This window comes from Bradyrhizobium sp. CCBAU 11434, from assembly GCF_028128895.1.
In the GTDB taxonomy this organism is placed as follows: domain Bacteria; phylum Pseudomonadota; class Alphaproteobacteria; order Rhizobiales; family Xanthobacteraceae; genus Bradyrhizobium; species Bradyrhizobium zhengyangense.
The window spans coordinates 95943-118953 of record NZ_LBJX01000092.1 but is presented as its reverse complement, the minus strand read 5'-3'; the positions used below and the strand labels follow the sequence as shown (position 1 = coordinate 118953).

The 23011-nt window shown below is 62.2% G+C and carries 23 protein-coding genes and 1 tRNA gene; 3 read left to right on the top strand and 21 right to left on the bottom strand.

The genetic code is table 11. The features are described 5' to 3' along the window. Positions 1-555: 555 nt before the first annotated feature. From XI06_RS23605 to XI06_RS23580, 6 genes are all read right to left on the bottom strand, one after another. Complete coding sequence (locus XI06_RS23605; protein WP_271606617.1) at positions 556-2130, bottom strand: phage portal protein; 1575 nt, start codon at positions 2128-2130, stop codon at positions 556-558. Positions 2131-2280: 150 nt separating this feature from the next. Beyond that, positions 2281-2649: a hypothetical protein gene (locus tag XI06_RS23600; RefSeq protein ID WP_271606616.1), complete on the bottom strand. Its 369-nt coding sequence runs from the start codon at positions 2647-2649 to the stop codon at positions 2281-2283. Positions 2650-2655: 6 nt separating this feature from the next. After that, a complete protein-coding gene (locus XI06_RS23595) occupies positions 2656-4470 on the bottom strand; it encodes a phage terminase large subunit family protein (RefSeq protein ID WP_271606615.1) in 1815 nt (604 codons plus the stop codon). A gap of 10 nt (positions 4471-4480) precedes the next feature. Then, the gene (locus XI06_RS23590) at positions 4481-4909 is read right to left on the bottom strand and encodes a hypothetical protein (protein ID WP_271606614.1); all 429 of its coding nucleotides are present in this window, start codon (positions 4907-4909) and stop codon (positions 4481-4483) included. A gap of 488 nt (positions 4910-5397) precedes the next feature. After that, the gene (locus XI06_RS23585; protein ID WP_271606613.1) at positions 5398-6000 is read right to left on the bottom strand and encodes a phage tail protein; all 603 of its coding nucleotides are present in this window, start codon (positions 5998-6000) and stop codon (positions 5398-5400) included. A gap of 168 nt (positions 6001-6168) precedes the next feature. Beyond that, positions 6169-6555 (bottom strand): hypothetical protein, encoded by a 387-nt coding sequence (locus XI06_RS23580; RefSeq protein ID WP_271606612.1) that lies wholly within the window; start codon positions 6553-6555, stop codon positions 6169-6171. Positions 6556-7813: 1258 nt separating this feature from the next. Between XI06_RS23580 and XI06_RS23575 the strand changes: the two genes are divergently transcribed. Beyond that, on the top strand, positions 7814-8314 hold the full coding sequence (locus XI06_RS23575; protein WP_271606611.1) for a hypothetical protein: 501 nt from the start codon (positions 7814-7816) through the stop codon (positions 8312-8314). 101 nt (positions 8315-8415) lie between these two features. On the opposite strand, the gene XI06_RS23570 is transcribed toward XI06_RS23575, so the two are convergent. The 8 genes from XI06_RS23570 to XI06_RS23535 form a co-directional block, all read right to left on the bottom strand. Next, positions 8416-10794, bottom strand: a complete 2379-nt coding sequence (locus XI06_RS23570; RefSeq protein ID WP_271606610.1) for an AAA family ATPase — start codon at positions 10792-10794, stop codon at positions 8416-8418. Continuing rightward, positions 10795-10992, bottom strand: coding sequence for a hypothetical protein (locus tag XI06_RS23565; RefSeq protein ID WP_271606609.1), 198 nt, complete (start codon positions 10990-10992; stop codon positions 10795-10797). A 3-nt stretch (positions 10993-10995) separates the two neighbouring features. After that, positions 10996-11571: an RNA polymerase sigma factor gene (locus XI06_RS23560; protein WP_271606608.1), complete on the bottom strand. Its 576-nt coding sequence runs from the start codon at positions 11569-11571 to the stop codon at positions 10996-10998. After that, entirely contained in the window at positions 11571-11810 is a 240-nt protein-coding gene (locus XI06_RS23555; RefSeq protein ID WP_271606607.1) for a hypothetical protein, read from the bottom strand. The genes XI06_RS23560 and XI06_RS23555 overlap by 1 nt, the downstream gene beginning before the upstream one ends. Beyond that, positions 11807-12061: a hypothetical protein gene (locus XI06_RS23550; protein ID WP_271606606.1), complete on the bottom strand. Its 255-nt coding sequence runs from the start codon at positions 12059-12061 to the stop codon at positions 11807-11809. The genes XI06_RS23555 and XI06_RS23550 overlap by 4 nt, the downstream gene beginning before the upstream one ends. 325 nt (positions 12062-12386) lie before the next feature. Continuing rightward, positions 12387-12463: transfer RNA gene (locus XI06_RS23545), tRNA-Arg, on the bottom strand. A 151-nt stretch (positions 12464-12614) separates the two neighbouring features. Beyond that, a complete protein-coding gene (locus XI06_RS23540; RefSeq protein ID WP_237861509.1) occupies positions 12615-13115 on the bottom strand; it encodes a hypothetical protein in 501 nt (166 codons plus the stop codon). Between the two features lie 159 nt (positions 13116-13274). Continuing rightward, positions 13275-13832, bottom strand: a complete 558-nt coding sequence (locus XI06_RS23535) for a hypothetical protein (RefSeq protein ID WP_237861507.1) — start codon at positions 13830-13832, stop codon at positions 13275-13277. A gap of 146 nt (positions 13833-13978) precedes the next feature. On the opposite strand from XI06_RS23535, the gene XI06_RS23530 reads away from it, so the two are divergent. Continuing rightward, positions 13979-14365 (top strand): VOC family protein, encoded by a 387-nt coding sequence (locus tag XI06_RS23530; protein WP_237861506.1) that lies wholly within the window; start codon positions 13979-13981, stop codon positions 14363-14365. 28 nt (positions 14366-14393) lie between these two features. Here the strand turns inward: XI06_RS23530 and XI06_RS23525 are convergent, their stop codons facing one another. Next, the gene (locus tag XI06_RS23525) at positions 14394-14891 is read right to left on the bottom strand and encodes a hypothetical protein (RefSeq protein WP_237861505.1); all 498 of its coding nucleotides are present in this window, start codon (positions 14889-14891) and stop codon (positions 14394-14396) included. Between the two features lie 258 nt (positions 14892-15149). On the opposite strand from XI06_RS23525, the gene XI06_RS23520 reads away from it, so the two are divergent. Further along, entirely contained in the window at positions 15150-15503 is a 354-nt protein-coding gene (locus tag XI06_RS23520) for a GrlR family regulatory protein (protein WP_237861504.1), read from the top strand. 8 nt (positions 15504-15511) lie between these two features. Here XI06_RS23520 and XI06_RS23515 read toward each other — a convergent pair whose 3' ends face one another. The 6 genes from XI06_RS23515 to XI06_RS23490 form a co-directional block, all read right to left on the bottom strand. Continuing rightward, positions 15512-18199 carry a PAS domain S-box protein gene (locus XI06_RS23515; RefSeq protein ID WP_237861503.1) on the bottom strand — a complete coding sequence of 896 codons (2688 nt, stop codon included), beginning with the start codon at positions 18197-18199 and terminating at the stop codon, positions 15512-15514. A 90-nt stretch (positions 18200-18289) separates the two neighbouring features. Next, complete coding sequence (locus XI06_RS23510; RefSeq protein WP_237861502.1) at positions 18290-19204, bottom strand: DMT family transporter; 915 nt, start codon at positions 19202-19204, stop codon at positions 18290-18292. Between the two features lie 80 nt (positions 19205-19284). Continuing rightward, complete coding sequence (locus XI06_RS23505) at positions 19285-20100, bottom strand: NUDIX hydrolase (RefSeq protein ID WP_271606605.1); 816 nt, start codon at positions 20098-20100, stop codon at positions 19285-19287. A 4-nt stretch (positions 20101-20104) separates the two neighbouring features. Continuing rightward, positions 20105-21058 carry a dihydrodipicolinate synthase family protein gene (locus XI06_RS23500; RefSeq protein WP_014494558.1) on the bottom strand — a complete coding sequence of 318 codons (954 nt, stop codon included), beginning with the start codon at positions 21056-21058 and terminating at the stop codon, positions 20105-20107. 27 nt (positions 21059-21085) lie between these two features. Then, on the bottom strand, positions 21086-21964 hold the full coding sequence (locus tag XI06_RS23495; protein WP_237861500.1) for an SDR family oxidoreductase: 879 nt from the start codon (positions 21962-21964) through the stop codon (positions 21086-21088). Between the two features lie 122 nt (positions 21965-22086). After that, on the bottom strand, positions 22087-22947 hold the full coding sequence (locus XI06_RS23490; RefSeq protein WP_271606604.1) for a MaoC family dehydratase: 861 nt from the start codon (positions 22945-22947) through the stop codon (positions 22087-22089). Positions 22948-23011 lie beyond the last annotated feature (64 nt).

The window sequence follows — 23011 nt, the reverse complement described above, 5'->3', positions numbered from 1 at the left end:
ACGTTAGGCGCTATGGCGAACCCCAACGTTCGCGCTGTATGATCCGTCACGGTCAGTCCGAACGGGGGCAGCCGGACAAGGCCAATATGTTCGGGATGCTGTGTGGCGATACGCTCGGATCGCGTAACTATGTCGGCGTAGGGTACGATAGTATAACCCAAAGCTTCTGCGTCCTGCCGGGACATACTCTCCCCGGAGGCAGTCAAAACGTCGCGGCGCTGCTGGGGGCATTCATAGACGGTAGTCATGGGGCAAACCTCAATACCGGTAACGATGAGGCCGATGCATCGGAATGTACGGGCCGACACGAATGGCCCCCACGTTTACCCCTGCTTCGCAGATCACCTCGAGTCGGCGTATTTCGTGCTGCAAGGTCTTCACGTCCGATCTGTGCCAAGTCAGCCATTGATCGCCGTTACGTACTTGCGCCCTCGCCTGTCCGGCTAAGAGCTGGTAGTAAGCCGCGCGCAACGCTGAGAGCATTGCGCACGGGTTATCGACAACGGGAACCGTGCCCCCGTTGGGTGTGTAGTCTGTCATTATCGTTAGGTCCTGTTAGGTCGTCGACGGCGTATCGTCTTCGGGCTTGAGGTCGTCCCGGTTTTTCGGAATGGGGTATCGGAGCCCTGCCGCCTCCAGTTGCTCCCGTTCGCTCTTGCGTTGCGAAAGCACCTCTTCAAAGTCCAACCCGCGCTCACCGAGCTTCGCTTCGATGGTCGACAGGCCATTCTCAATTTCGAGAATATCGGCCTGAGCAGCTTTCAGCGGATCAGCGACCGGCTTACCCTCTCCCCGCCACACTGCGTTGCTGTATGCGTCCGTGGCCTGCCAGAAAGCGGGCGCACCATTGGGAAGACGAATGCGTCCCGTTTCGCAAGCCTCTTCAAGCCACGCCGCGAACGCCGCCTGATAGAACGGTTCGACGATGGACGAACGCCTGCGCTTATTGATCCGCCAAGGAAGCTCCTGGGCAAGGCGCGACGCGCTGAAAGATGTTTGCGAGTAGTCTCCCGAAACGTCCTCAGCCGAAGAGCCAGCGGCCTTAGCCGCCTCCCTCGACAAGCTCTTGTCGAGCGCATCGTGGACAGTGTTCGGGCTCTGCGGCCGATGCAGGATCAGCTTGTCTCCCTTCATCATGTGGGTAACGACCCCCGGCTGAAGATTGACCTTCACGGTCTCATAATACGCCGCGCGCGCATCAGCCCAGTCTTCCGGCGAAACGCCTGTCGGCGCTGGCATGTCCATAGCGTCGACGGTCGCGAGCGATCTCAGCGCTGCATCGCGTGGCAAGTCCGACTCCACCGTGGCGGCAACCATGGACTGCACTAACGCGGCGGCCAGCCCAAATTCTCGCAGCGTCGACTTGGAGTGCGCGGGCGTAAGCGCTGCGGCCAGCGGCGAGATACCTCTTATTTGCCCAGGCACGATCAAGTCGAACAAGTGGCCCACCCGCATCCGGCCCCACGAAGTCCGAGCCCGGACGAAGACCGCCTGAGGGGCGGAGTTAAAGTTGCCGAGCACAAAAGGTCTAATCCAGTAGCCTTCAACCCTGCCCGCCTTGTCGAACTGCACGCCCTGCATGACGCTTCCCCCGTTGCTGCCTTCGGCAACTCGGGTGATGCTTTGGTCAAGCTGTCGAACGTCCAGCATTTTGACCTTCGTCCGCGTGCTCGCTCCGGCTGCCCTCTGCCAGTCAATGGCGAATAACGTTTCACCCGTTAGGAGAAAGCTCTTGTAGGCCGCGACGGCTAGCTGATGCAGGGAGTGGCGGCCCGACGCATCGCATTCTGCGCCGTTCTTCGCCCAAGCCGGCCAAGCCGTTTCGATCTGATGCGACAACTCGCGCGCCGCTTCCTTCGAGATGCCGAGTGCGCCGAAATTGGGCTGTGAAGACAGCGTTAGGCCATTCCCCACAGCATAAGTCGCGAAACCCTCGACCAGCGCAGCGATGACCGGATTGGACATCAACAGGTCGATAGTGATCGACGACACCAACGCCCGTTCGCGGCTGATCTCGGAGCCGGGTGATCCCCAATAGGGCTGCCAACCGCCAAGGTGACCGGTCGTGAACGGATGCGCGTTATAGGAACGCGACCAAACCAGTGAAGGCTTGCCGTCCGTTCCGTCCATCACTCCGGCTCGCGCCGATGCCCCCGCCTCCACGGGCGCCAGGATCGGCTTGTTCGGAACGTGCGCTAGATTGGAGAGCGCTCGCCTTCCGCGCGGCGACCGGGCGCTCACTCGCCCGGCAGTGCGTCTAACTTTGGATTTCATGTGCTTTCAGTCTTTCAGCGGAGGAAGGCCCTGAGCGCGGCGCCTATCGTTGTTGCGAGCCCGCGCGCCCTCTTGAATTTCCTTCAGACGGGCCGCGCGAGGATCACCCGCGATGTCGACCGTCGGGGCGCTGAGGCCGATGGGGCCTTCGCGGTCCATAGCCGCAAGAAGGTAAGGGTTTGCGGCAGGCGCTTCGGCAAGGATGCCGCGCGCCGTTTCCGCGTCGAGCGCAGAGCCTAGCGCGAGCTTCTGCGCCATTGCCGGATTGCGCTTACCTTCAGGACTTTCGAGAATTGCGGCGATGCGCAGACGCTCGCTTGCGATGGCCGCGTTTGCCTCGCCCGTCACAGCGGGCGGCTTCTTAACTTCACGCATGGTGGACTACCTCATGGGTTGTGAGAGCGCGGCCAATCGTTTGGCCGACGCTACGAATGATGGTTTGGGTTGGGTGGGTGTTGGCGGCTTGCTGATTGTCGCCTGCACATCTCTATGTCTTGCGATGGCTACCGCGTAGACCAGGCAGTCAAGAGGCTCGTTACGTCGCACGGTGCGGTGAAACTCGTAGCGCGGGGCACCCTTGACGACGCGTGCCCGCAATTGCTCGGAAGCAAGGCCTTCGAAATAATCTTCGTCGAGATGATCTGGCAACCGGATCAATCCGGGTGACAAGTCATCTAACCTCAGCGCCTTCTGCACTGCGAGCTTGACAGCGTCGACGCCAACAATGAGTAGCCTCAGTTGACCTTTGAGCCGTCCGCCTTGAGCGAGCGGCATTCGGTCAAAGCCTTCCTTGCCTTTCACCGCATAAGCAGCCCGCGACTGCCTCCGCTGCATTCGTACAAACTCAACTACCTGATCGGCGTTGAAGCCCGAATCGATTCCTTGGATCAGAACCGGGACTAGTCGCCCGTCTGTCGTCGAGAACGTCGATCCCATCGCCGCGTCGAGTTGTTGCCATACAGCGTTGCCGCTTGTGTCCCCTGGAAGCTTAAGGTGATTGAGGACGCTGAAGGTCTGATCGGCGTGGTGACCCAAGAATGTCACCTCAAGCCGATTGCTCTGAACGTCTACGCCTGCCGAAACAAAGACAAGATTCGCCGCATAGGGTGGCGCGACCTTCTCGGCACGTTGTTGTAACTCGGATGACGACAGCTCTACTTCGGTGCCCGCATCGTACACCTGCGCAAGCGTCGTATTGTAGAATGCCTGCTTTTGCTCCGGTGTTACGGCCGCATCGTACTGCTGAGCGACCGACGCCATGGTACTGAACAGCGACGATAGCTCTGTTAGGTGATAGGAGCGGATGCCCTTCTCACCTGATGCTGTGGCCTGCCAAAACCCCGCTTCGATCATTGAACGGCGGGTGCGTTCGTCGTGAACAACGCCGCAAGCCTCGCAGACTATATGGGCTGTTTCCGGCCTACTAGGTTCCCATTTGAGATTCTCGAATGCGAGCGGTGCAGAATGCCCACAGTCAGGGTCGGCGCATTTGACGAAGTACTTCCGTTGATCGCCGCGCAGATACCATTCATTGATCCGGGAACCCACGCGCGTTGTCGGCGTGCTGACGATGACGATCTTTCGGCCTTTGGCCTTGAACGTAGTTGTTCGCTTGACGGCCAGGCCAATAGGGTCGCCCTCAGCTCCTGCCGATTTTGCGAACCTATCGATTTCGTCGAGAAACAGAAACTTGATCGCGCGGGCGGCGAGTTCATCGGCCTTGAACGACGACGCAAAGCTGAGTTGACCGCCTGGAAAGCTTTTCGCGGCGACCGAGTTCACGCCCCCGCTACTTCCCTTTCGTGTATCTTGACCCTTTCCGATCAAAGCCCGCAACGCGGGAGACGACAAGACAAGCGGGTCAAAGCGCTCGCGCACGAACTCTTCCGACCGACTTCCGGTCGGAGAGACGTGCAGCATTGGGCCGGGATCGCTCGCGATGCAGTGTCCCAAGATCGCGTTGATTGTGGTCGACTTGCCAGTCTGCGACGCGAGCATAAGAACGATGATTTCGACATCGTCGTCTGCGACCGCGTCAACAGGCTCGCGCTGATATGGATAGAGACGCAACGGCCCCGGCAACGCATTGGCGCTGGCCGGGAGAATGATTTGGCTTTCGGCGAAAGTTGTCGGCGCGACAATCGGCGGCGGCGCAAGCGCGCGCAACCATGCCCGCGCTAGGTCGTGATCGATCATTGCGGGTGTCCTAAGTCAGCGCCTCGATGTCGAGCGCTTCAAAGAATTTCTCGTCATCGGCGAGTTCGCTGAGCACAATTCGCGCCTCGGCCTCGATAGCTCTCGCGATATCGCGCGCGTCGGTCTTGCCAACCAGCTTGTCAGCGACACGGAGCCCGAGCGACAGGAAAGCGGTTCGGGCGTCGGCCAATATGCGAATGCCGGTATCGGTGACAGCCTCGCGGTCGATCAGTCGACCAGCGAGCTTCTCGTTTTGAAGCCGGAATTTCTCGGCGCGATACAGCTCAGTTTGCGCTCTCGCATCTGCATAAGCGGAGGTCGTCGCCCCACCCTCACCTCTGCCGCTCGCGTTGTGGCCTAACACCCTGTCGCTGTCGGCTACGGCTCGCACCGTCTCAACAGCCTTTGCGAAGTCAGCCTCACATTCCTGTTCGGTCACGTTAGATGCCGCGAGCGCGCGGCGTACGGTCGCCTGATCCAGGCCCGTTTCATCCGCAACTTTGCGGACAGTGCCTCTCGGCCTGCTCATAGGGATTCTCTGCTATCGAAAACGCGAGTGTTTTCAGTGAAAATGTTGCGGCAGCGGCCCGCTCGGCCTGGTGTGGGGGTGCCCGGAGGGGACCCAAGTTTCCAGCGGGCGCATTGTGTGGCGCGCGCGCACTACCTTTTGCTGCGTGATGGTCCCCACGTGGCGCGTGGCTACGTCCTCCGCGCGACACGTGGGGTTATGAGGCTGCGCATCGCGAGCGCCTAGCGCTCGGCTGCCGCCCATATGTGTGTGTATGCAGTGAGCGCGCGCCACACCGCACGGACCGCCCATCCGTGTCTGGCATGGCGCGCGCTGCCGCCGCGCTGCGACGACATGGCGTTGTTAGCGGCAAGGCCCGTCATGTCGCTCCCGCGCGCTGGCGGTATAGGTATTGTGGGTCAGTCGCCATTATTGGCGGGCGGTGAATACGGCAGCCCTTCAGAGAGAAGTTGCTTCTGAATCTCTTGCGGTAGCCGCTGGGCAAGTTGTTTCTCCGCTTCCTTCTGCCACGTGACTCTTGCTGCGGCGTTCTCCTGCCCCATCGCTGTAGATGGCATTTCCGCGTAGACTCCCTTGATGGGAAGCCGCGCCTTGCCTTTTCGGTAGGCCACAAACCTAGCGCCGTTCGCCATTCGGACCACAAAGGCATCGGCAATGTTGAGGCTTGCGGAACCGCCGCCCGTAAGCCGGTGGGTGCTGGCTATTAGACCGTCCGCACCCACGCTCGCGCCTTTGGTCTCTAGGATACCAATCCGCAGCTTCGTGGCCGTGAAACTGGCGCTCAGGTCCGTTTGCGTAGTGCGCCGCAGCTTCGTAACGCCCGGCTTGATGCGCGCGACTAAAACGCCCACATCCTTCGCGATGATGTCTAGAGCTACCTTGCGGGCGGCCGTCGCGGATTTATCGACCGCGCGGCGAATGGCATTTCGAAGGCCCCGCGCGGATAGCTGGGAAGCCCATGCTTCGAGCTTGCTCCCATCAAGCTTAACTTCAAGGCCCATGGCCCTTCACTCCTACGGGCGGCGGCCCGCTCGATTTCCATGTCGCTGCTCACACGCTGTACATGGGCGTTGCGCATCACGTCGAAGCCGGTCATGGCGAGCTGCACCATGCTCGAAGCCACGGCTGGCGTGTTTGCGGCAAGCACGGCTTGCGCCCAGGCTGCCGTGTCAATCATCCTGCGCTGCCCTGATGTTGTCGGCGTCGCACGCAAAGCCTTTGCGGCCCAAGCCCGTCCTGATGAAGTTGACAGTCTGGTAATTCTGGGAGTCGGCGCAAGAGGCGGTCCCCACGCCGAGCGTGGAAGCGAACAGCGCGACAAGTGTCTCGATGGCTTCAGCTTGGCGTTCGGCCGCACTTGCGGCGCGACGTTGAATGGCAAGACTCTCTTCAGCCAGTTCGGCTTGCCGCTCGACGGCTCGCACGATGCGAATGCGTTCTTCGGCTGCCAACAGCTCGCTGTCGATTGTGATAGCATCGCCTGCCTGCGTCTTGCGCGTGCGGCAGGGCTCAAGGCCTTCAGTAAGTCCAGCGAAGACCGGATTTGAATGGTTCATTTGGATGATCCTCAGGGGTGTTGGCGGGTTGCCGCACGGTCCTAGTTGGACCGCGCGGCTCCGAAAGATGCACGCGCCCGCCCGCGCTGCTCCCGACCTCAATCCTTACCGCTTCGCTGCCCCTACATGCCCTGGGGTTCGGGTGTGTGGCGACCGAACCCTTGCGGATCGCGATCCTACGGCCTCCGGCCCGGCCGTGCTGCGTGGAATCAGCTTGGCGTGGTCGGTGTGGCAACCGGCCCCGAGCGCTATCAAACGTAGCGTGACTTTCGGAGGCGTGCATTCCCATGCGATGGGAAGCGGTGTGGGTGCTCTTTTAGCGCCGTTGCCCACTCGGCTTGGAAGCGGTGGGGATTGCGGTCCCCATACTGTATAAACGCCCCAGCGCGGCGCTCTGTGACAGCCGGGCAGAAAATAGTTCGCCTGATCGTCTGAAAGCCTGAGAGACCCGACCGCCCCAACGCCGTCAGGTGACACGCCCTGATCTTGCCGTCATCGATTGGCCTTGAGCCCGGTCCGTGCTTCCAAAACTCTTCGTCTTGCGGTTCCGACTTTCAGACGGTCGGTCTGTCAGTCGTCTCTCCTAAAGGAGAGAGACGACTGACCGACTAACCGACCAGACCGAGAAGGTCGGTCAGTCAGGTCGGTCGGTCGCACGACTGACCGACCGTTGTTTTGGTTAAATAATTGGCGGGTTTGGTCGAGAGGGTCGGTCAGTCGTTCGAGAGACCTCTTGGTTGGTCAGTCACTGACTGGTCGGTCGGTCGGTCGGCGATTGCGACCGACCGACCCTTCATTCGAGAGCAATCCAGGTGCGTGTAGCACTCTTTCTCGAAATGCCGGATCGGTTGCTTCCATCGATCCGTCACCGAGCGCATCGGTTATATTGTGCCCTGCAATTTCCGTCGCACCTAGTCTGAACGGCCGCTTTTTGGGAATCGGCGGTCCCCGCGACGGTATTCGCGCAGACCGCCATGCACTGATTGAGCTGTATGCTGCAGCCGGTAACATTAGTGGTTTGGGCAGACGCCGAACTGACCGCCGCCATCAAAATCGCGAAAACCAAATGCTTCATGTGTTTTCCCCAAGGTTGTAATCGGGCCATAATGCATGCGGAGGCTAATCGGCGCAAGGCGCTCCCGGCAACCCGATCCAAAAATTCAGCGCATCCCCCTTTCTGTCACAGGTTGCATCATCCTTTTATTTCTCTTATTTTCGTAAGGCGTACTCGGTTATAAACAGCAAGAAGGATATTGAAATGATTTCTCTTCTGCGCATTTTTTCAGCGACCCATCCAGCTCGGTCGCGGCGATTTAGATCCGCGTCGATCCTTTGTGGTGTGGTCCTATCAGCATCGCTTGGCGGAGCCGCCCAGGCCGACACAAGTTCTGTCGCTGATACCGTAATGAGCGATGTCGCAACTCAGATCGGGACCTTGATGACGTCAATGAGCCTTGGTTGCGGCGGCGGTAACGCCGGAGTACCGCCCGTTAGCTGGCCCACATTGCAGCAACACGGCTACAACGCCGGGACCGCCTTAACTAACGCGAGAATTTCATTAGCTAAGGGGCAGCCAACGGTTGCTATGCAGCAGATCACGTCCGCTGAGACTGAGTTAACTGCGCTCGTCAATGGTGCGCACAATAGCTGTTCCGGTGGGGGAAGCGGTGAAGACCCTCCTGGCATGAATCGCTATCTCACGATTTTGGCCGTTTCGGACGCGAAGCTGGACGTGGTGAAACTCTTTTTAGCACCTTAGACACCTCCCTGGGGGCTCTTGCGACGAACGCCGAGGGCAGCCCGGTTAACCCGGACTGCCCCAAAGGGTTGTCAGTAGTTACGTCTGCAAGACGGTGACGCCTAATCGTCCTCCTCCTCCACCGGATCGAACGCATACTCACGTGGCGCAGGTCGCGACGCACCGCGCCTGTAGACCTTTACGGACTTGCGCCGCTCAGCGCCCTTCCCGCTTGCCTCCAAGATGGCTTCCGCAATCCAGTCGCGCGCCGTCCAATCGGCGATGATGTCCCGAACGCTCTCTCGAACATGCTTGGCGTCAAGGTCCCATCCGGCCGCATCGGCGATCAGGCGGCCGATCCAGTTGGCGTGTCGCGTGTCTGAACCGACCGGCTCGCTCCCATCGAGCGCGGCTAGGACTTTGAGCGTGGCTTCGTCGCCAATCCCTCCGCTTCCGCCTCCCCGCCGGGGCGGGGTGTAAACCGCGAGAGCGACAGTGCTGTCCGCTGCAAACTCCGCTGTGCCGTTGTCGGCCTGAACTGAGTGGGCGCGATAGAGCCTCGGCGTGACATCGCGAGCGCTGTAATTGCTCTTTGCCCCGGCAGACAACGCTATGACATGCGGCACGTCTTCAGGCGGAATGCGCCAAGTCTGCGCATCCTTCTTGCTGAGCCGCCGCATATTAAGGACGACACGCACGGGGGTAGTGATCGTTCCGGCCCCTCGGGAATCGTCTTGACTCGCATCGTCGACGCTTTTGCTCCCAATGTTTTTCTTGTCGTGATGCGCAAGAAGTAACGCAATCAACTTCGTCGCGGCCAGACTCTTGAAGCGTGTCATGATGACATTCATTTCCGAGTTTGCGTTCTCGGGGATTGAGTGCAGCGCGACGAGCGGGTCCAGGATGACTATGTCGATTCCACGTCCTTCAATAATCTCGGCCAGTTTCTCGAATGCCTTTTCCTTCAGCGCGACGCGCCCGTCCTTATATTCTGCAAGCCGCATCGGCGCCTTGACACCGCTGATGATGGTCAAGTTCTCGCGCACCATTGATCGCATTTCAGGTGTGAAATTGTGATGCGCAAATTGGGCTCCGACGCGCCTTAGCATCTCATCCTGATCGTCCTCGCCGTTGTAGACAAGAACCTTGCGCGGCTTAAACTCGCCCGCTGCCAGGTGGTCAACGCCGCAAGCGATGTCGATAGCCGAGTCCAGCGTCCACGCAGACTTACCAATGCCTCCGGCCGCCGACAACAGCGTGACGTGCCCGCGCATCAGGTACTTAGCGTACAGATACGGTCGCGGCGGCAGCTTGTTAATGTCGAGATCAACGGGAATATTGATCGCGTTTTCGTGCCAATGACCTGCCTTGCTGTCAGACTGAACGCCTTCACGGCTCTCGTCCTCATCGACGACAGCGCCAAAAGCCTCGCCAATCGAAGACCTGCTTAGCCCTTGGTTCTTCAACCACTCGCGCGCTGTCTGCCGATTGTCGTACTCGCCTGATCGCGGCTTGGCGTCGACAAGTGCTCCAGCGCCATCCCATCCCGAAAAGAAAGACGCGAGATGCTCCACGGGCATTTCGGGCCATTCGCGCATAACGTGACGAGCCGCCTTAAAACGGTTGTCAGAACAGTCGGCGCTCGGATTGCTGTACAGCGAATGGAACTCAGTGTTCTCGTCTTGCAGCTTGCTGAAATCGTACTCGCCAAGCGGCGTGCAGAGTTCTTCCCAATCAGGGACGTCAGCTCCGTCGAGTTGCTTGACTACCTCCCGCTCTTTGGACGGGGCGATGTCCTCGTTAAGCTCGGACGACGGAGCACCGATCAGCTCGACAATGTAATCCGGGAGCGGCGGTATTGTCCGGCTGGTGTACGCCTCAATGAACGCCCTGAGTGCGGCCTGATCGCCGTAGCGCTTACCGTCTTCGCGAACAGAGCCAGGGGCCACGAACTGACCGCCGCGCCCGCGCACGTCGCAGCCGTACAGCTTCTTAAGCGCACCCGCGCTGTTCGTGAACGCGTTGTCGGGATCGCTGAAGATGTAGTGGCGCCCACCTGATTGCGTCGTGATGACCTGAACGCCTTCGGGCACGCCGCCATTCGCTTCGAAGAGCGCGGCAATCAGCTCGGGGCCGTTGAATTTGGTATCGGCGTCGATCACGACCAGACTTGCAGGCCCGCATGCAATGGACGGCACAGCGTCCCAGTTGGGCGCGCGCCACATGCGCTTGACAATGTCGGGATCGGTCGTCGCGCCGACGAAGATTGTAAGCTGTTTGTTGCCCTCTTCCCGCGCTTGCTCAATCGCCGCTTCGCGTTCTTCAGGGCTGATTTTGGTGTCGCGGCGATTGTAAAGCTTTACGAGCGGAATTTTGCCGCTCGACGGAAAGACCGGAATCCCGTTGCGGGCAAGCAACATGGCGTTGTGCTTGTTCTGCACGCGGCGCGCGTCATCCCGGTTAGGAAGGGCAACGATGTTTGATGCAGTAGACACGAGCATTCACACTTCCAGTTCAGAGAATTCTAGCTCTGCGTCCTCGACGCCAGCGGCATGCATCGTTGCGCGCAGCGTCGACAGGTTGTCGGCGCTGATTAGCAACTGTTCGCCCTGAAGTACTGCGGGGACAATGACTGTCAGCTCTTCGCCGTCGCGCCCTCTTAGGCTCGCCGTGGCAGTGCCTCGTTTCGGTGATGACATGCTCTAAGCTCCCGCCCGACTGACCGGAAATTCGAATGTAAGCCGCAGCGTCAATCGGCCACGCTCCAACAGTTTGCGAACGTTCGCCTCGCTTAGCCCCAGGGACGCCGCAATCTCCGCGCTTGTCGCCCCCTCGCCTGCCTGAAAGAGCGCGCGTCGCGTGCGTTCAGGCATGCGACCTATTGCTTCGACGATCTGTCTCATTTCCAACTTTGCATGAGGATTATGGGCGTCGGGGAATTCATTGTATTCCCTAACTTCGTCGCGCCCTGCGCCGTCGCGCCCCTCGACGCGCGGCAGATCGGCGTGAAGGACTTCCCGCTTCCGGGTGCGACCACGCTTGCGGTTGTAGTCGTGAAGCAGGTTGCGCATTAAGGCGTAAAGCCAACCAGCAACAGAGCCGCCACAATACTGGTCGTGTCGTTCGATGGCGCGCACGCATGTGGCCTGTAGAAGGTCCTGTGCCGTGTCGTCCGCGTTAGGTTGTCGCGCACAAAGCCCCCGAGCTGCGGTACGAAGAATGGGCTGACAGCGGGCTATTTCGGCGTCGAAATGCTGTCGAGTGATGGGTGATGACATTAGGCTTGGCCCAGGCGACCAATGAGAGTCGCCGCAATCGCGTGAATGGTCAGCCCCTCAGGCTCGCAGTTAATCAACGCGGCAAGAGCAGCGAGTGATGCGGGAGCGGGGCGCCGGTCATTCAGAAGCGACCTCAGCCATTCGAGCAGCGGAAGGTTGCCGACCTTTTGAGGGAGCGGCAGGAAGCCCACGTGGAGCCGGATTACTTGGTCCAGCTTGGCGATCTGTGCGGGGCTCATTGGGCGGCTCCTTCGCTGGTGAGGACGGCGGCAATGGTGCTGGAACGGTAGCGACGCGAGCCACCGAGCTTGAAGCCGCTTCCGACGACGGCGCGACCGGCAGGCGAATACAGCCACGCTCGGCTGACCCGGAGGGCGGTGCAAACTTCATCGACCGTCAGGGCCGTTTCACCTGCGAGGGCGGCCGGGCTGCGCTTATCGACGTGGCGCTCAGAAAAGGACGGCCGGGCAATGGCCGGTTGGGATGACATGGCAAAGGTCTCCTGTTCTCGCAGCGCGGGGCGTTGCGAGTTGTTTGGTTGATGGGGAATTAATGGTTGGCGCCCACCCCTCTCCCCTGATCGGGAGGCCAGTCAGCCGGGATCAGATGCGCGCCTACACATCTAAAAAGCCCCATCTCTGCGGAGCTGTCGATTTTTTCGCCACGACCACTGAAAATATTTTTGGGCGTATCACGACGCGCAAAGACGCTCCCGAGCGCCTCAGGCGGCGTGACAAAAGTTTCCCCACGGTTTCCCGCGAGCAATTTCAGTTGGAAAGGATTTACAAGAAGTGTTTGAAGATCAGCCACTTAGATGGCGCGCTCGGAGAGATTCGAACTCCCGACCCTCGGAATCGAAATCCGATGCTCTATCCAGCTGAGCTACGAGCGCCTGACCCCGGGTATTGGGCCACCGGCCGAAGCGCCGCGGTCCTATGCTGGCAGGCCAGCGCACCGACGACGTTCGGATTGGCTCGAATTAGCAGAGAGGCCGGACAATAAAAAGCCCTCCCCGCCCCATTTCGAGGCGGGCCAAGGCACCCTCACCAGGTGGTGTTGAACAGACCGAAATGCGGCTGCTGCGCCACCAGCATCATCGGCTGGCCACGCTGAGGTGCCGGATGCGCCCGGACGACCTTGCGCTTCGGATGCGCCGGAGCCTGAGGCGTCTGGGCCTGGGCAACCTGAGCTTGCTGAGTGGCGTCGGCCTTCTTCGCTGCAGCTGCTTCGGCCGGCGTGAACTGGGCGAACGTGTCGCGCACCCGTGCCTTGGCCGACATGTCAGCCAACACGTCCGCCTGCGCGGTCGACTGTGGCGCGGCGGCAGCCGTCTTCACCATCGGCGCGGCAAAGGTCGGCTGATTGGTGTCGAGCACGACCCGGTCAGGCAAATGGCGGTCGGACCGGATCCGGATCGCCGGCTGATCGTAGCTCGCAACCCCAATGGTCTGCGCAACCGGCGCTGTCGGCCAAACGAAATCTGCCGCAAACAGCAATGCGAGCAGCGCTCCGCCGACAAACATGAAATACCGAAAGATGGGCATTGACCGCACTCCGCCCCCGCATCCCCGCGTGGGTCCTTCGCCTCAACCGGCGATCCATTAATTGGTTCCTGCGCCCAGCCTTTGGTTCAATTGGCGACGCCAAGATTTCCGGCCAAGGGGCACGGACGGTAACTTTTCCGCTAGCGAATGCGTGGCCTTTTAGGCGCGCCGCGCCGTGACAACCGAGCACTTCGCCTGATCGGCATTCACATTGACGAATCCGACTGGAACGCGTGCAAAAGTCTTGCGGCTCTTCATGCTGACCGTATCAGCCAGCACGCGGCTGCGGTCCGTCAAATGACTGCCGTCGCGCCGCGTGAAGGCGCAGACGATCTCGACATCCTTTACGGCATAGTCGTTGTCATTTCGCACGGTGAACGTCACCAGCGCCTTCGAGCCGAGCCCGCCGCGGCGCCAAGTCTGCGACGATATCTTCATCCGGTCGAGCCCGGCGGCTTTCGTAGCGGAGGTATCTGGGGCTGACGTTGGCGAAGCAGAATCGACTCCTGCCAGCGCCAATTTTACAGGTTCGGTTTGAGCAACATTGCCTTCGGAGGGAGGCATCAACAGCCAGATTGCACCACCGACCACACTCGCGGCGAGCAGCGACAACAGGCCCCGCTTCAACCAAACGCCTGTGGCTGACTGGAGCCGCTGCCGCTCCTCGCCGTCCCCGACGAAATGTCCCAGTCCGATCCGGCCAAACCCTGATTTCATGGGTGCGCTGCTCGCTCATCCTTCAATCCGCGAGGCGAATTAAGGTTCCCACAACTAGGCGGATCCTCCTAGAGCCATGTGGCGATCGTCCATGGGGATCGCTAACATGCGCCGCAACATCGAAGACCCTATCGGGAGGAATTGAAATGCCTGTCGTCGTCACCTGGGATCACGTCCATCTGCGCAGCCCGGATCCGGAAACGACCGCCGCCTGGCTGCGCGATATCCTCGGCGGCGAGATTGTGCGCGCACCGGGACGAATCGACGTGAATCTCGGCGGCGCAAAGATCTTCATTGCGCCTCTGGAAGGCGAAAGCGCCGTCAGCCCGCCGCCTCCACATCCCCATCAGGGCCTCGACCATTTCGGGCTCACCGTGAAGGACATCGACGCGGTCGCGGCCGAGATCAAGGCCAAGGGCGTGACATTCACGCGGGAGCCGACCACGATCCGGCCCGGCGTCCGCATCTGCTTCATCCGCGGTCCCGAAGGCATCTCCGTCGAGCTGCTCGAGCGCGACAAGAAATATACGTGACGCGGCAGGCGAGGCGCTGCCCGGCCAGCTAGGTCATGCTGCCGGGCATAAAGCAGCGGATGGTGACGCCCATATAGCCATAGATCGGCCACACCATGGTTCGTCCAACCCGGTTGGGCTCCGAGATCACGGCCTCCTCCGGCACGTCGACCCAGACGAGTTCCTGCTGCTTGCCCTCAATCATGTAGCCGAGGCGCGGGATGCGGACACGGTAGTGCCCGTCCTTGCTTTCCCAATCGGAGTCCGAGATCGCCGAGCCGTCGGCATCGGAGCAGCATGGCCCTTTGCCGCTGCGCAAGCCGTCGAACCAGGCTTTCAGCTCGGCGTTGGTATTGACGAACTGGCCGCGGTCGCGTGCGTGGCCCCTAGGGGCAACCAACGCGATCAACGCCAGCGCGCAAGCAAGACTTGCCGCGCTTCGCCACCGTGTCGGACGGCCGATCCGCCGTCGTTGTGTTTCGCAAATCGTGGGACGCGCACTGTACAGACGCGGCTCATCGCCGCCGGAATCGATCCAGTTGCTCACGTTTGTCTTGCTCCAGCACCCCGCGGCCAGTGCAACAATGGTTATGCATTTCGCGGGCCAACTCTGATTCGTTGGACAGGCCTCGCTGCATGATGAGACCGTCATGTCAGCGTCACACGCAAGCCGGGACAACTACGGCTCGCGTGCCGGCGCGGGACACAGCCAGCAAAATTGCCGCGTTGCGCGGGAGGTTGCGCTTTGGCATAAAAGCTTCACCGGTGACGCCATTGGGCGATGGTGACCGGCCGATGGGACGTTATGAAGAACGGCCTCTATTCGATTCACGTGAGCCTGCTCGATGGTCGGACAGGGAAAGGCAGCGGCGTGATTCTTTTTCGCGACGGCAAGATCCTTGGCGGCGATGCCTACCTCTATTACACCGGCAGCTACGTGGTGAAGGACGACCACACCTTCAAGGGCGAGGTGCTGGTGCAACGACACACCTCCCCGCGCGGCGATGACAATCCGCTATTCGGTGGCCCTGCCCCTGTTGGCATCGGCGTCAGCGGGACCTACACGGACACCCGTGCGGAGATGACGGGCACGGCGCTGGTCGGCAAAGCCAGCCTGATTTTCGGCGCCACCCTGCACAAGCTCGTCGACGTCGATTAGCCACAGATTTATTCGGCAGCCTGCTCCAGCGGTGCGGTACGCGGCAGGATCATCTGGATACGCGTACCACTGCCAGGCTCGGAATCGAGATCGAGCCGGCCGCCGAGCCGGTTGGTGACGATGCTGTAGACGATGTGCAATCCGAGACCGGTACCGCCCTGGTCGCGCCGCGTCGTGAAAAACGGATCGAAGGCGCGGCGCCGCACGTCGAGGCTCATGCCACAGCCATTGTCAGACACGATGACCTCGACATTGTCCTTGCCGGACTCGCGCACCTGGATGTCGATGATCCCGGGCCGCCCGTCGGGAAAGGCGTGCGCGACCGAATTCAGGAATAGATTGGTCAGCACCTGGCCGTACGGGCCGGGATAGCTGTTCATGGTCAGATTGGGCTGGCACTCGACGTTGAGCGTCAGGTTCTGCTTGCGCAGGCCCGGACGCAGGCTCATCACCACCTGCTCGGTGAGGTCGGCAAGGTCGAAGCTGCGCTGGTCCGAATAGTTGCGGTCGGCCGCGACCTGCTTGAATGACTGGATCAGCTCGGCCGCACGGTTCAGGTTGGAGACGAGCTGCGAGGACGCATCGCGACTGGTGCTGAGATAGTCATTGAGCGTGGATCGGCGAAGCTCGCCGCGCTCGACCTCGGCGCTGAACATGGCGGTCTTGCGCTCGAGCGCCGAGGCGACCGTCAGGCTGATGCCGACGGGATTGTTGACCTCGTGTGCGACACCGGCGACGAGGCGTCCGAGGGCGGCCAGCTTTTCCGCCTCGATCAGCGAGGCCTGGGTCTCGCGCAGATTGCGCAGCGCGGTTTCGGCGGCGTCCTTGGCCTTGCGCATCTCCTGCTCGCCGCGCTTGCGTTCGCCGATGTCGAGCGCCACGGTGACAATCCGCTCGATCTCGCCCTCGGCATCGAGCAGCGGCAGCTTGTTGACCAGCCATTGCCGCATGTTGCCGGAGGCGTCCTTGTATTCCTCCTCGTAGAAGCCGAGACCCTTGCGCTGGCTGAGCACGCGCTTGTCGTTCTCGTCGGTCTTGGCCGCGCCATAGCGCGACATCAGATCGGCGGTTGTGCGGCCGAGCGCGTCGCCGGGTTCGATACCGAAGATGCCGGCCATGTAGCGGTTCATCAGCACGTAGCGGAGATCGCGGTCCTTGACGTTGATGACCGCGGGCACGGTGTCGATGACCTGCTGCAACAGGCGCCGGCCTTCGGCGATGGCATCCTCCGCCCGCTTCTGGTCGGTAATGTCGCGCAGCGTGCCCTCGTAGCGGACGATCGTGCCCTGCTCGTCCCGCACACCGGTCGCGCTGTCGGAGAGCCAGAGGATGTTGCCGCTGCGCTGGCGCACCTGATACTCGAACTCGCGCACCATGCCGTCGCGATGCATCAACCGCTGGTATTCCGCGCGCGCCTCGGGATCGACATAGATGGTGTGGGCGATGTCGTTGATGCTGTCGATCAGGTGTTGCGGGCTGTCATAGCCCATCATCCGCGCCAGCGCCGGATTGGCATTGAGAAGATCGCCGGCCGGCGTCGTCACGTAGATGCCGTCGACCGAGCCCTCGAACAGCTTGCGATAGCTCTCCTCGGCCAGCCGCTGCTCGGTAAGCGCGCGCACCGCCGCCTCGCGCGCGGTATCGGCCTCCTCCAGCGCGCGACGAAACACCTCCGCGGCGCGTGCGATGTCGCCGATCTCATTGTTGAGATCAGCCGAGGGAATCGAGGTCCTTTTCTCGCCGGCCGCAAGCGCGCGAATGGAGCGTGCGATCTGGGCCAGCGGCCGCACCGTCCGCCCCACCACGAAGACGGCGGCGAGGATGCCAATCAACACGCCCATGCTGCCGAGCACGATGCTCTGCCAACGCGCCTCGGCTAGCGTCCGGGCAAAGTCGCGCGACAGCACATGGCCGCGGCGGTCGCTGACGTCGCGCAGCAATTCGGTGACACGGCCGATCAGCCGGCCCTCGGTGCCCAGCACCTCGCGGTCGATATCGGCGATCTGCCGTTCGCGCACCGCGACCGCGATGATGGCATCGGCGTAATTGTTCACCGCCGCCTTCAGCTTGCCATCGGCAATGTCCATCCTCCGCATGCCCTGCGCGGCCTGTTCGGCCGCGGAGGGATTGCGCGCGAGCAATCCAAGCGCGATCCGGCTCTGGGCCTCCGAAAGGCGCGCGGCGAGATCACGATCCCCGCTTTCGGAGACCGCCGCGTCGAACTGGTCGCGCAGCGGAGGCAGCCCGGCAAGCAGTTGCGCGCGGCGATCGATCAGGGTCGATATCCGATCCAGCCCGCTGCGATAGGTCGCAAGCCGCTCGGAGACGCCGTCGATCATGTCCTGCTGTTCGGGGGCAAGCTCGATGCGGGTCTTCTTGAGGATGTCGCTCAGGGTCGACGCGGCCTCGCCGACCTGCTTGAACTGGATGCCGGCGCCGGGATCGGTGACGAAGTCACGCGCGGCGAGCCGCAAATCGTTCATGCGGCGGTCGATATCTTCGGCGAGATCGCCGACGCTTTGCAGCCGCTGGAGCTCGGCGAAGGTGGCGTCGATGTGCCGGATTGCGATCACGCTGGCGGTCGAGGTGACGATGATCACCGCCAGCACCAGGATGAAGCTGCCATACGTCATCTGGCCGATCGAAAGCGAAAACGATCGCTTCGGCGGCGGATTCGGTGGCGTTTCGGCGGACATTGGGGCGGAACCGGACTCCATACCCTCCTAATATACGCTGTATCGCCCCTCCGGGGGAACATGCCTCCACGGGCCGGAACGGGCTGTTTTTCATGATGGTTTAGCGACAGCTGCCCGCCGGGCCGGGATCGTCATGGCGGCGACGCCGAGGACGACGCTAGCCAAGCCAATCCAGGCGGTCCGGCTCAGGATCTCGCCGAGGAAGGCGACGCTGATGGCGACCCCGATGGGGACGCGCAAGTAGGCCTGTGCGGTGGTGCCGACCGAGCCGAGCGTCTGGATCAGCCGGAAATAGATCGCGAACGCGGCTGCGGTCGAGAACACCGCAAGTGCCAACAGCGCGAGGACGGAGCTGAGCGAGGGCGACAGCGTCCAGGGCTGCTCGAGCACGAGCGAGGCCGGGATCAGCACGGCCGCGCCCGCCAGCAGCGAGCCGGCGGCGGGTGCCATCGGATCGAGGCCCTTGAAGCTCCGGCCGAAGATCGCGGCGCAGGCGTAGCAGATGGTGGCGGCGACGATCGCCGCTTCCGCGAGGAGGCCGCTGCCGATCTCGCGGAACGCATCGACGCCGACGATCAGTAGGATGCCGGCCATACCCGCCACCACGCCGAACAGCTTTCGCGGCGTCGTGGCCTCATGGCGCGTGACCATTGCGGTGAGCAGGAAGGTGAAGATGGGGCCGGCCGAATTGAGGATAGTGGCAAGCGCGGCATCGACGTGGCGCTCGCCCCAGGCGATCAGGGTCCATGGGATGACGCTGTTGAGCACGGCCTGGAACGCGAAGCGCTGCCAGGTCGCGGCATCCGTCGGCATGCTGATGCCCCTCGCCCACATGACCGCGAGCAGCAACAGGCCCGCGACCGTCGTGCGGGCGGCGATCAGCGTCACCGGCGGGATGGTGGCGACGCCGAGCTTGATGAAGGTGTAGGAGCCACCCCAGAGCGTTGCGAGCGCGACCAACAGCGCCAGCTCGACGGCGATGTTGGTGTCCTGTCTGACGTCCATCTGATCCGTCCCGTCCATTCGCGATGGACGGAACCTAGCGCATCAGCCGCCGCCAATACTTCGTTCGGTATCGAAGTGTCTTAGCCGACCGCTCCGACCTCGAACACCTCGCCGTCATAGCCGGCCTCGCGGGGAATGCGGAGCTGGCGACCGGTGTCGGTCTTGGTCATCACCGGCATCACCGTGACGATCGACATCCCCTTGGCATGATCGAGCGCGGCCCTCACGCTCGGCTGCTTGGCGAGCCGGATCAGATTGCGCGTGGTCGGGAACGGCAGCTTGAAGCGGCCGCTGTCGCCGCCCTCCACCGCCTCGCGCGCTGAGAGCCAGATCGAGTCGGTCGACTCCCTCCCGTCATGCGCGCCGAGCTGGTCGGGCGGTGCGGCCGCAAGGAAGAACCAGGTGTCGAAGCGCTTCGGCATGCCCTCCGGCGTGATCCAGTGCGCATAAGGCACGAGCGTATCGAGTGCGAGCTGGAGACCGTTGTCGGCCAAAATGCTGAGGAAGCTGATCTTGTGCTCGTTGAGCGCGACGCGATGTGCGTCGGCGATCTCGCCGGCGCGCTTGGCGTCAACAGGTGCGTTCGAGCCCTTCGCACGCGCAAGCAGGATGCCGCTCTCCTCAAACGTCTCGCGGATCGCGGCGATCCGAAAGCCGCGGTCGGCTTCGCTGAGGCCCTCGCCGCCCGAATAAAGATCGGCGCGAGCGACGATCTCATTGTCGCCCGCATCGACGCTGCCGCCCGGAAACACCAGTGCGCCCGAGTTGAACTCGATCTGATGATGGCGGACCATCATGAAGATCTCGACCTCGCCGCGGCCCTCGCCGTCGGCCTTGGCGCCGTCGCGCAGCAGGAGGATCGTCGAGGCCGGGCGTGATGCTGATGTCTCGGGCATTCAACTAACCTGCGGCGCTGGATTGCGGGCCGAGATTGGCGCGCTTGTCGAAACGGGCGACGCGCGACAAGAGGTAATCGACCTCGGCCTTCGCGGTCGCCGTCATCGTCGCGCCCGGCTTGCGCTGGGCGCTGGAGGCGATGATGCCGCGCTTCTGCAACACGTACTTGCGCACGGTCAGCCCGACACCGGGCTGCTGCTCGTAGCGGATCAGCGGCAGATGCGCGTCGAACAGGTCATGCGCGGCGTCGCGCTTGCCCGCCTTGGAGAGGTTGACGACATCGATCAGAAGCTCGGGGAAAGCATAGCCGGTCATGGCGCCGTCGGCGCCGCGCTCCATCTCGAAGTCGAGGAAGGTGCCGCCATTGCCGCAGAGGATCGAGAGCGGACGGAGTGAGCCGTCCTTCTGGAAGCCGCGCAGCGTCGAGATCTTCTCCAGGCCCGGCCAGTCCTCATGCTTGAGCATCACGCAGTTCGGATTGTCCATGACGATCTTGCGGATCACGGCGGGGGTGAACACCACCGTGAGCGTCAGCGGATAGTCCTGGAGCACCCAGGGCACATCGGGGCCGATCGCCTCGGCTGCCTGCTTGAAATAACCAACGATCTGGTCGTCAGTGCGCAAGCTCGGCGGCGGCGCGATCATGACGCCGGCTGCGCCTGCATCCATCGAGGCCCTCGCCAGCGAGCGCATCGTGGCAAAGCCCGGCGCGGAGACGCCGACGATCACCTGCATCTTCTTGGCGCGCTTGACGTAGCGCACTGCCACCTGCTCGGCCTCGGCGGCATCGAGCTTCGGCGCCTCGCCGAGGATGCCCAGCACCGTGACGCCGTCGCAGCCGACCTCCTCGTAGAAATCGGTCAGGCGGTCGATCGAGCGCTCGTCGATCCGGCCGTCGTCGTGGAAAGGTGTCGGCGCGATTGCGAAGGTGCCCTTGGCGTCGGCGGTGAGTTTCATCGTCGTCCTTGTCTCTCTGTCGTGTGGCTAAAACCGCCGCGCGCCCATCTTGATCTGCTCCTCGGAGAAGAAGATCTCCTTGGCATGATCGACGATGTCCTGGGCATTCCACCCCGCATGCGGCGGTTTCCAGCCTTCCATTTCCATCATCCGCATCTCGCGTACGCCGCGGGGCCCGGACACGCCCAGCACCTTGCCGGTCTGGTCACCCGACAGATCGCTGACCATGTATAGCACGGCCGGTGCGATGCCGTCCGGCCCCAGCGCCGCACCTGGGTTCTCCTTATAGCGGGGCAGGTCTGCGGTCATGCGGGTCAGGGCGCCCGGCGCCAGCGTCCAGATCCGGATGTTGTACTTGCGGCCCTCGATCGCCAGCACGTTGGACAGGCCCCAGATGCCGCCCTTGGCCGCGCCGTAATTGGTCTGGCCGAAATTGCCGATCAGACCCGAGGTCGAGGAGGTGTTGACGATGACGCCACCGCCATTTTCCCGCATCCAGCGAAACACCGGCATGGTGCAACAAAAGGTGCCTTTCAAGTGCACCTTGATGACCTTGTCCCAATCGGCCTCACTGGCCTTGTGAAAGGTCTGGTCGCGCAGGATGCCGGCATTGTTGACCAGGATATCGGCGCGTCCGAAATGCTTGATGGCGTCGTCGAACACCGACTGGCCACCTTCCATGGTGGAGATGTCGGCGCCGTTCGCGACCGCCTTGCCGCCCTCGGCCTTGATCGCGTCCACCACAAGCTGCGCCATCGATTTGTCGGCACCGGAGCCGTCACGGGGCCCGCCGAGGTCGTTGACTACGACCGCGGCCCCTTCCCGCGCGAACAGTTTTGCGTAGGCCTCACCGAGCCCGCCGCCCGCGCCGGTAATCAGCGCAACCTTGCCATCGAGTAGTCCCATGGTGGCTTCTCCCTGTTTTTTGTTGTCATTCCGGGGAAGCGCGCAGGCTGAACCCGGAATCCAGAGCCTGTAGAACGAGATTCCGGGTTCGCGCTTTGCGCGCCCCGGAATGACAGCGAGGGCTAACCCAGCACCGTCTTGCCGTTCTTGATCACCGTCACCCCGCGCGACTTCACCTTGGCTTCGAACGAGATCGTGTTGCCGTCCTTCCAGAGGTCCATAGTCACGGTCTCGCCGGGAAAGACCGGTGAGGAGAACCGCGCGACATGCTGGCGGAACGCTGACGCGTCGTAATCGGCATAGGTCTGGAGCACGCCGCGGCAGGTGATGCCGTAGGTGCACATGCCGTGCAGGATCGGACGCGGGAAGCCGGCCTTCCTGGCGAACTCGGGATCCGAATGCAGCGGGTTGCGATCGCCGCAGAGGCGGTAGACCAGCGCCTGGTCCGGGCGCGTGACGATGTCGATGGTCTTGTCGGGCGCGCGCGAGGGGATCTTGTGCGGATCGGGCTGGGTCAGGTTCGGCCCGCCAAAGCCGCCATCGCCGCGAGCGAAGCGCGAGGCGACGAGCGTTGCCAGCTTCTCGCCCTTCTCGTTCTTGAGAACGGTCTGATGGCTGATGACGACACCCTTGTCCTTGCCCTTGTCGTAGACCTCGAGCACGGAGGAATCGGCGGTGATGTTAGCGGCCACCGGCAGTGGCTGATGAAAGGTGATGTCGCGCTCACCATCGACAACCATGACGCGGTTGAGGTTCATCTCGCCGGGGCCCGAGCCCCAGGCGGCGACGGAAGCAAAGGTCGGCACCACCTTCAGTGGCCGCGGCGTGAACGTGCCCTCGTTGACGAAGGCGAGCTCGCTCTCGTCCATCGGGTCTGCGCCGAGGCCGATGCCGTAGGCGTAGAGCATGACCTCGCGATCACCGTAGGCATATTTCTGGCCGAGGTTTTTCAGGCCCTTGAGTTCTTCATATCTAGCGGACATGTTTTGTTTCCTCTCGTTCTCATCCTCATGGTGAGGAGGCGCTCTTGCGCCGTCTCGAACCATG

Bases quoted from the DNA above. Each gene is read 5' to 3' on its own strand.
- XI06_RS23605 (WP_271606617.1), bottom strand. From the start codon at position 2,130: ATGGACGGAACGGACGGCAAGCCTTCACTGGTTTGGTCGCGTTCCTAT.
- XI06_RS23600 (WP_271606616.1), bottom strand. From the start codon at position 2,649: ATGCGTGAAGTTAAGAAGCCGCCCGCTGTGACGGGCGAGGCAAACGCG.
- XI06_RS23595 (WP_271606615.1), bottom strand. From the start codon at position 4,470: ATGATCGATCACGACCTAGCGCGGGCATGGTTGCGCGCGCTTGCGCCG.
- XI06_RS23585 (WP_271606613.1), bottom strand. From the start codon at position 6,000: ATGGGCCTTGAAGTTAAGCTTGATGGGAGCAAGCTCGAAGCATGGGCT.
- XI06_RS23580 (WP_271606612.1), bottom strand. From the start codon at position 6,555: ATGAACCATTCAAATCCGGTCTTCGCTGGACTTACTGAAGGCCTTGAG.
- XI06_RS23575 (WP_271606611.1), top strand. From the start codon at position 7,814: ATGATTTCTCTTCTGCGCATTTTTTCAGCGACCCATCCAGCTCGGTCG.
- XI06_RS23570 (WP_271606610.1), bottom strand. From the start codon at position 10,794: ATGCTCGTGTCTACTGCATCAAACATCGTTGCCCTTCCTAACCGGGAT.
- XI06_RS23565 (WP_271606609.1), bottom strand. From the start codon at position 10,992: ATGTCATCACCGAAACGAGGCACTGCCACGGCGAGCCTAAGAGGGCGC.
- XI06_RS23560 (WP_271606608.1), bottom strand. From the start codon at position 11,571: ATGTCATCACCCATCACTCGACAGCATTTCGACGCCGAAATAGCCCGC.
- XI06_RS23555 (WP_271606607.1), bottom strand. From the start codon at position 11,810: ATGAGCCCCGCACAGATCGCCAAGCTGGACCAAGTAATCCGGCTCCAC.
- XI06_RS23550 (WP_271606606.1), bottom strand. From the start codon at position 12,061: ATGTCATCCCAACCGGCCATTGCCCGGCCGTCCTTTTCTGAGCGCCAC.
- XI06_RS23540 (WP_237861509.1), bottom strand. From the start codon at position 13,115: ATGCCCATCTTTCGGTATTTCATGTTTGTCGGCGGAGCGCTGCTCGCA.
- XI06_RS23535 (WP_237861507.1), bottom strand. From the start codon at position 13,832: ATGAAATCAGGGTTTGGCCGGATCGGACTGGGACATTTCGTCGGGGAC.
- XI06_RS23530 (WP_237861506.1), top strand. From the start codon at position 13,979: ATGCCTGTCGTCGTCACCTGGGATCACGTCCATCTGCGCAGCCCGGAT.
- XI06_RS23520 (WP_237861504.1), top strand. From the start codon at position 15,150: ATGAAGAACGGCCTCTATTCGATTCACGTGAGCCTGCTCGATGGTCGG.
- XI06_RS23515 (WP_237861503.1), bottom strand. From the start codon at position 18,199: ATGTCCGCCGAAACGCCACCGAATCCGCCGCCGAAGCGATCGTTTTCG.
- XI06_RS23510 (WP_237861502.1), bottom strand. From the start codon at position 19,204: ATGGACGTCAGACAGGACACCAACATCGCCGTCGAGCTGGCGCTGTTG.
- XI06_RS23505 (WP_271606605.1), bottom strand. From the start codon at position 20,100: ATGCCCGAGACATCAGCATCACGCCCGGCCTCGACGATCCTCCTGCTG.
- XI06_RS23500 (WP_014494558.1), bottom strand. From the start codon at position 21,058: ATGAAACTCACCGCCGACGCCAAGGGCACCTTCGCAATCGCGCCGACA.
- XI06_RS23495 (WP_237861500.1), bottom strand. From the start codon at position 21,964: ATGGGACTACTCGATGGCAAGGTTGCGCTGATTACCGGCGCGGGCGGC.
- XI06_RS23490 (WP_271606604.1), bottom strand. From the start codon at position 22,947: ATGTCCGCTAGATATGAAGAACTCAAGGGCCTGAAAAACCTCGGCCAG.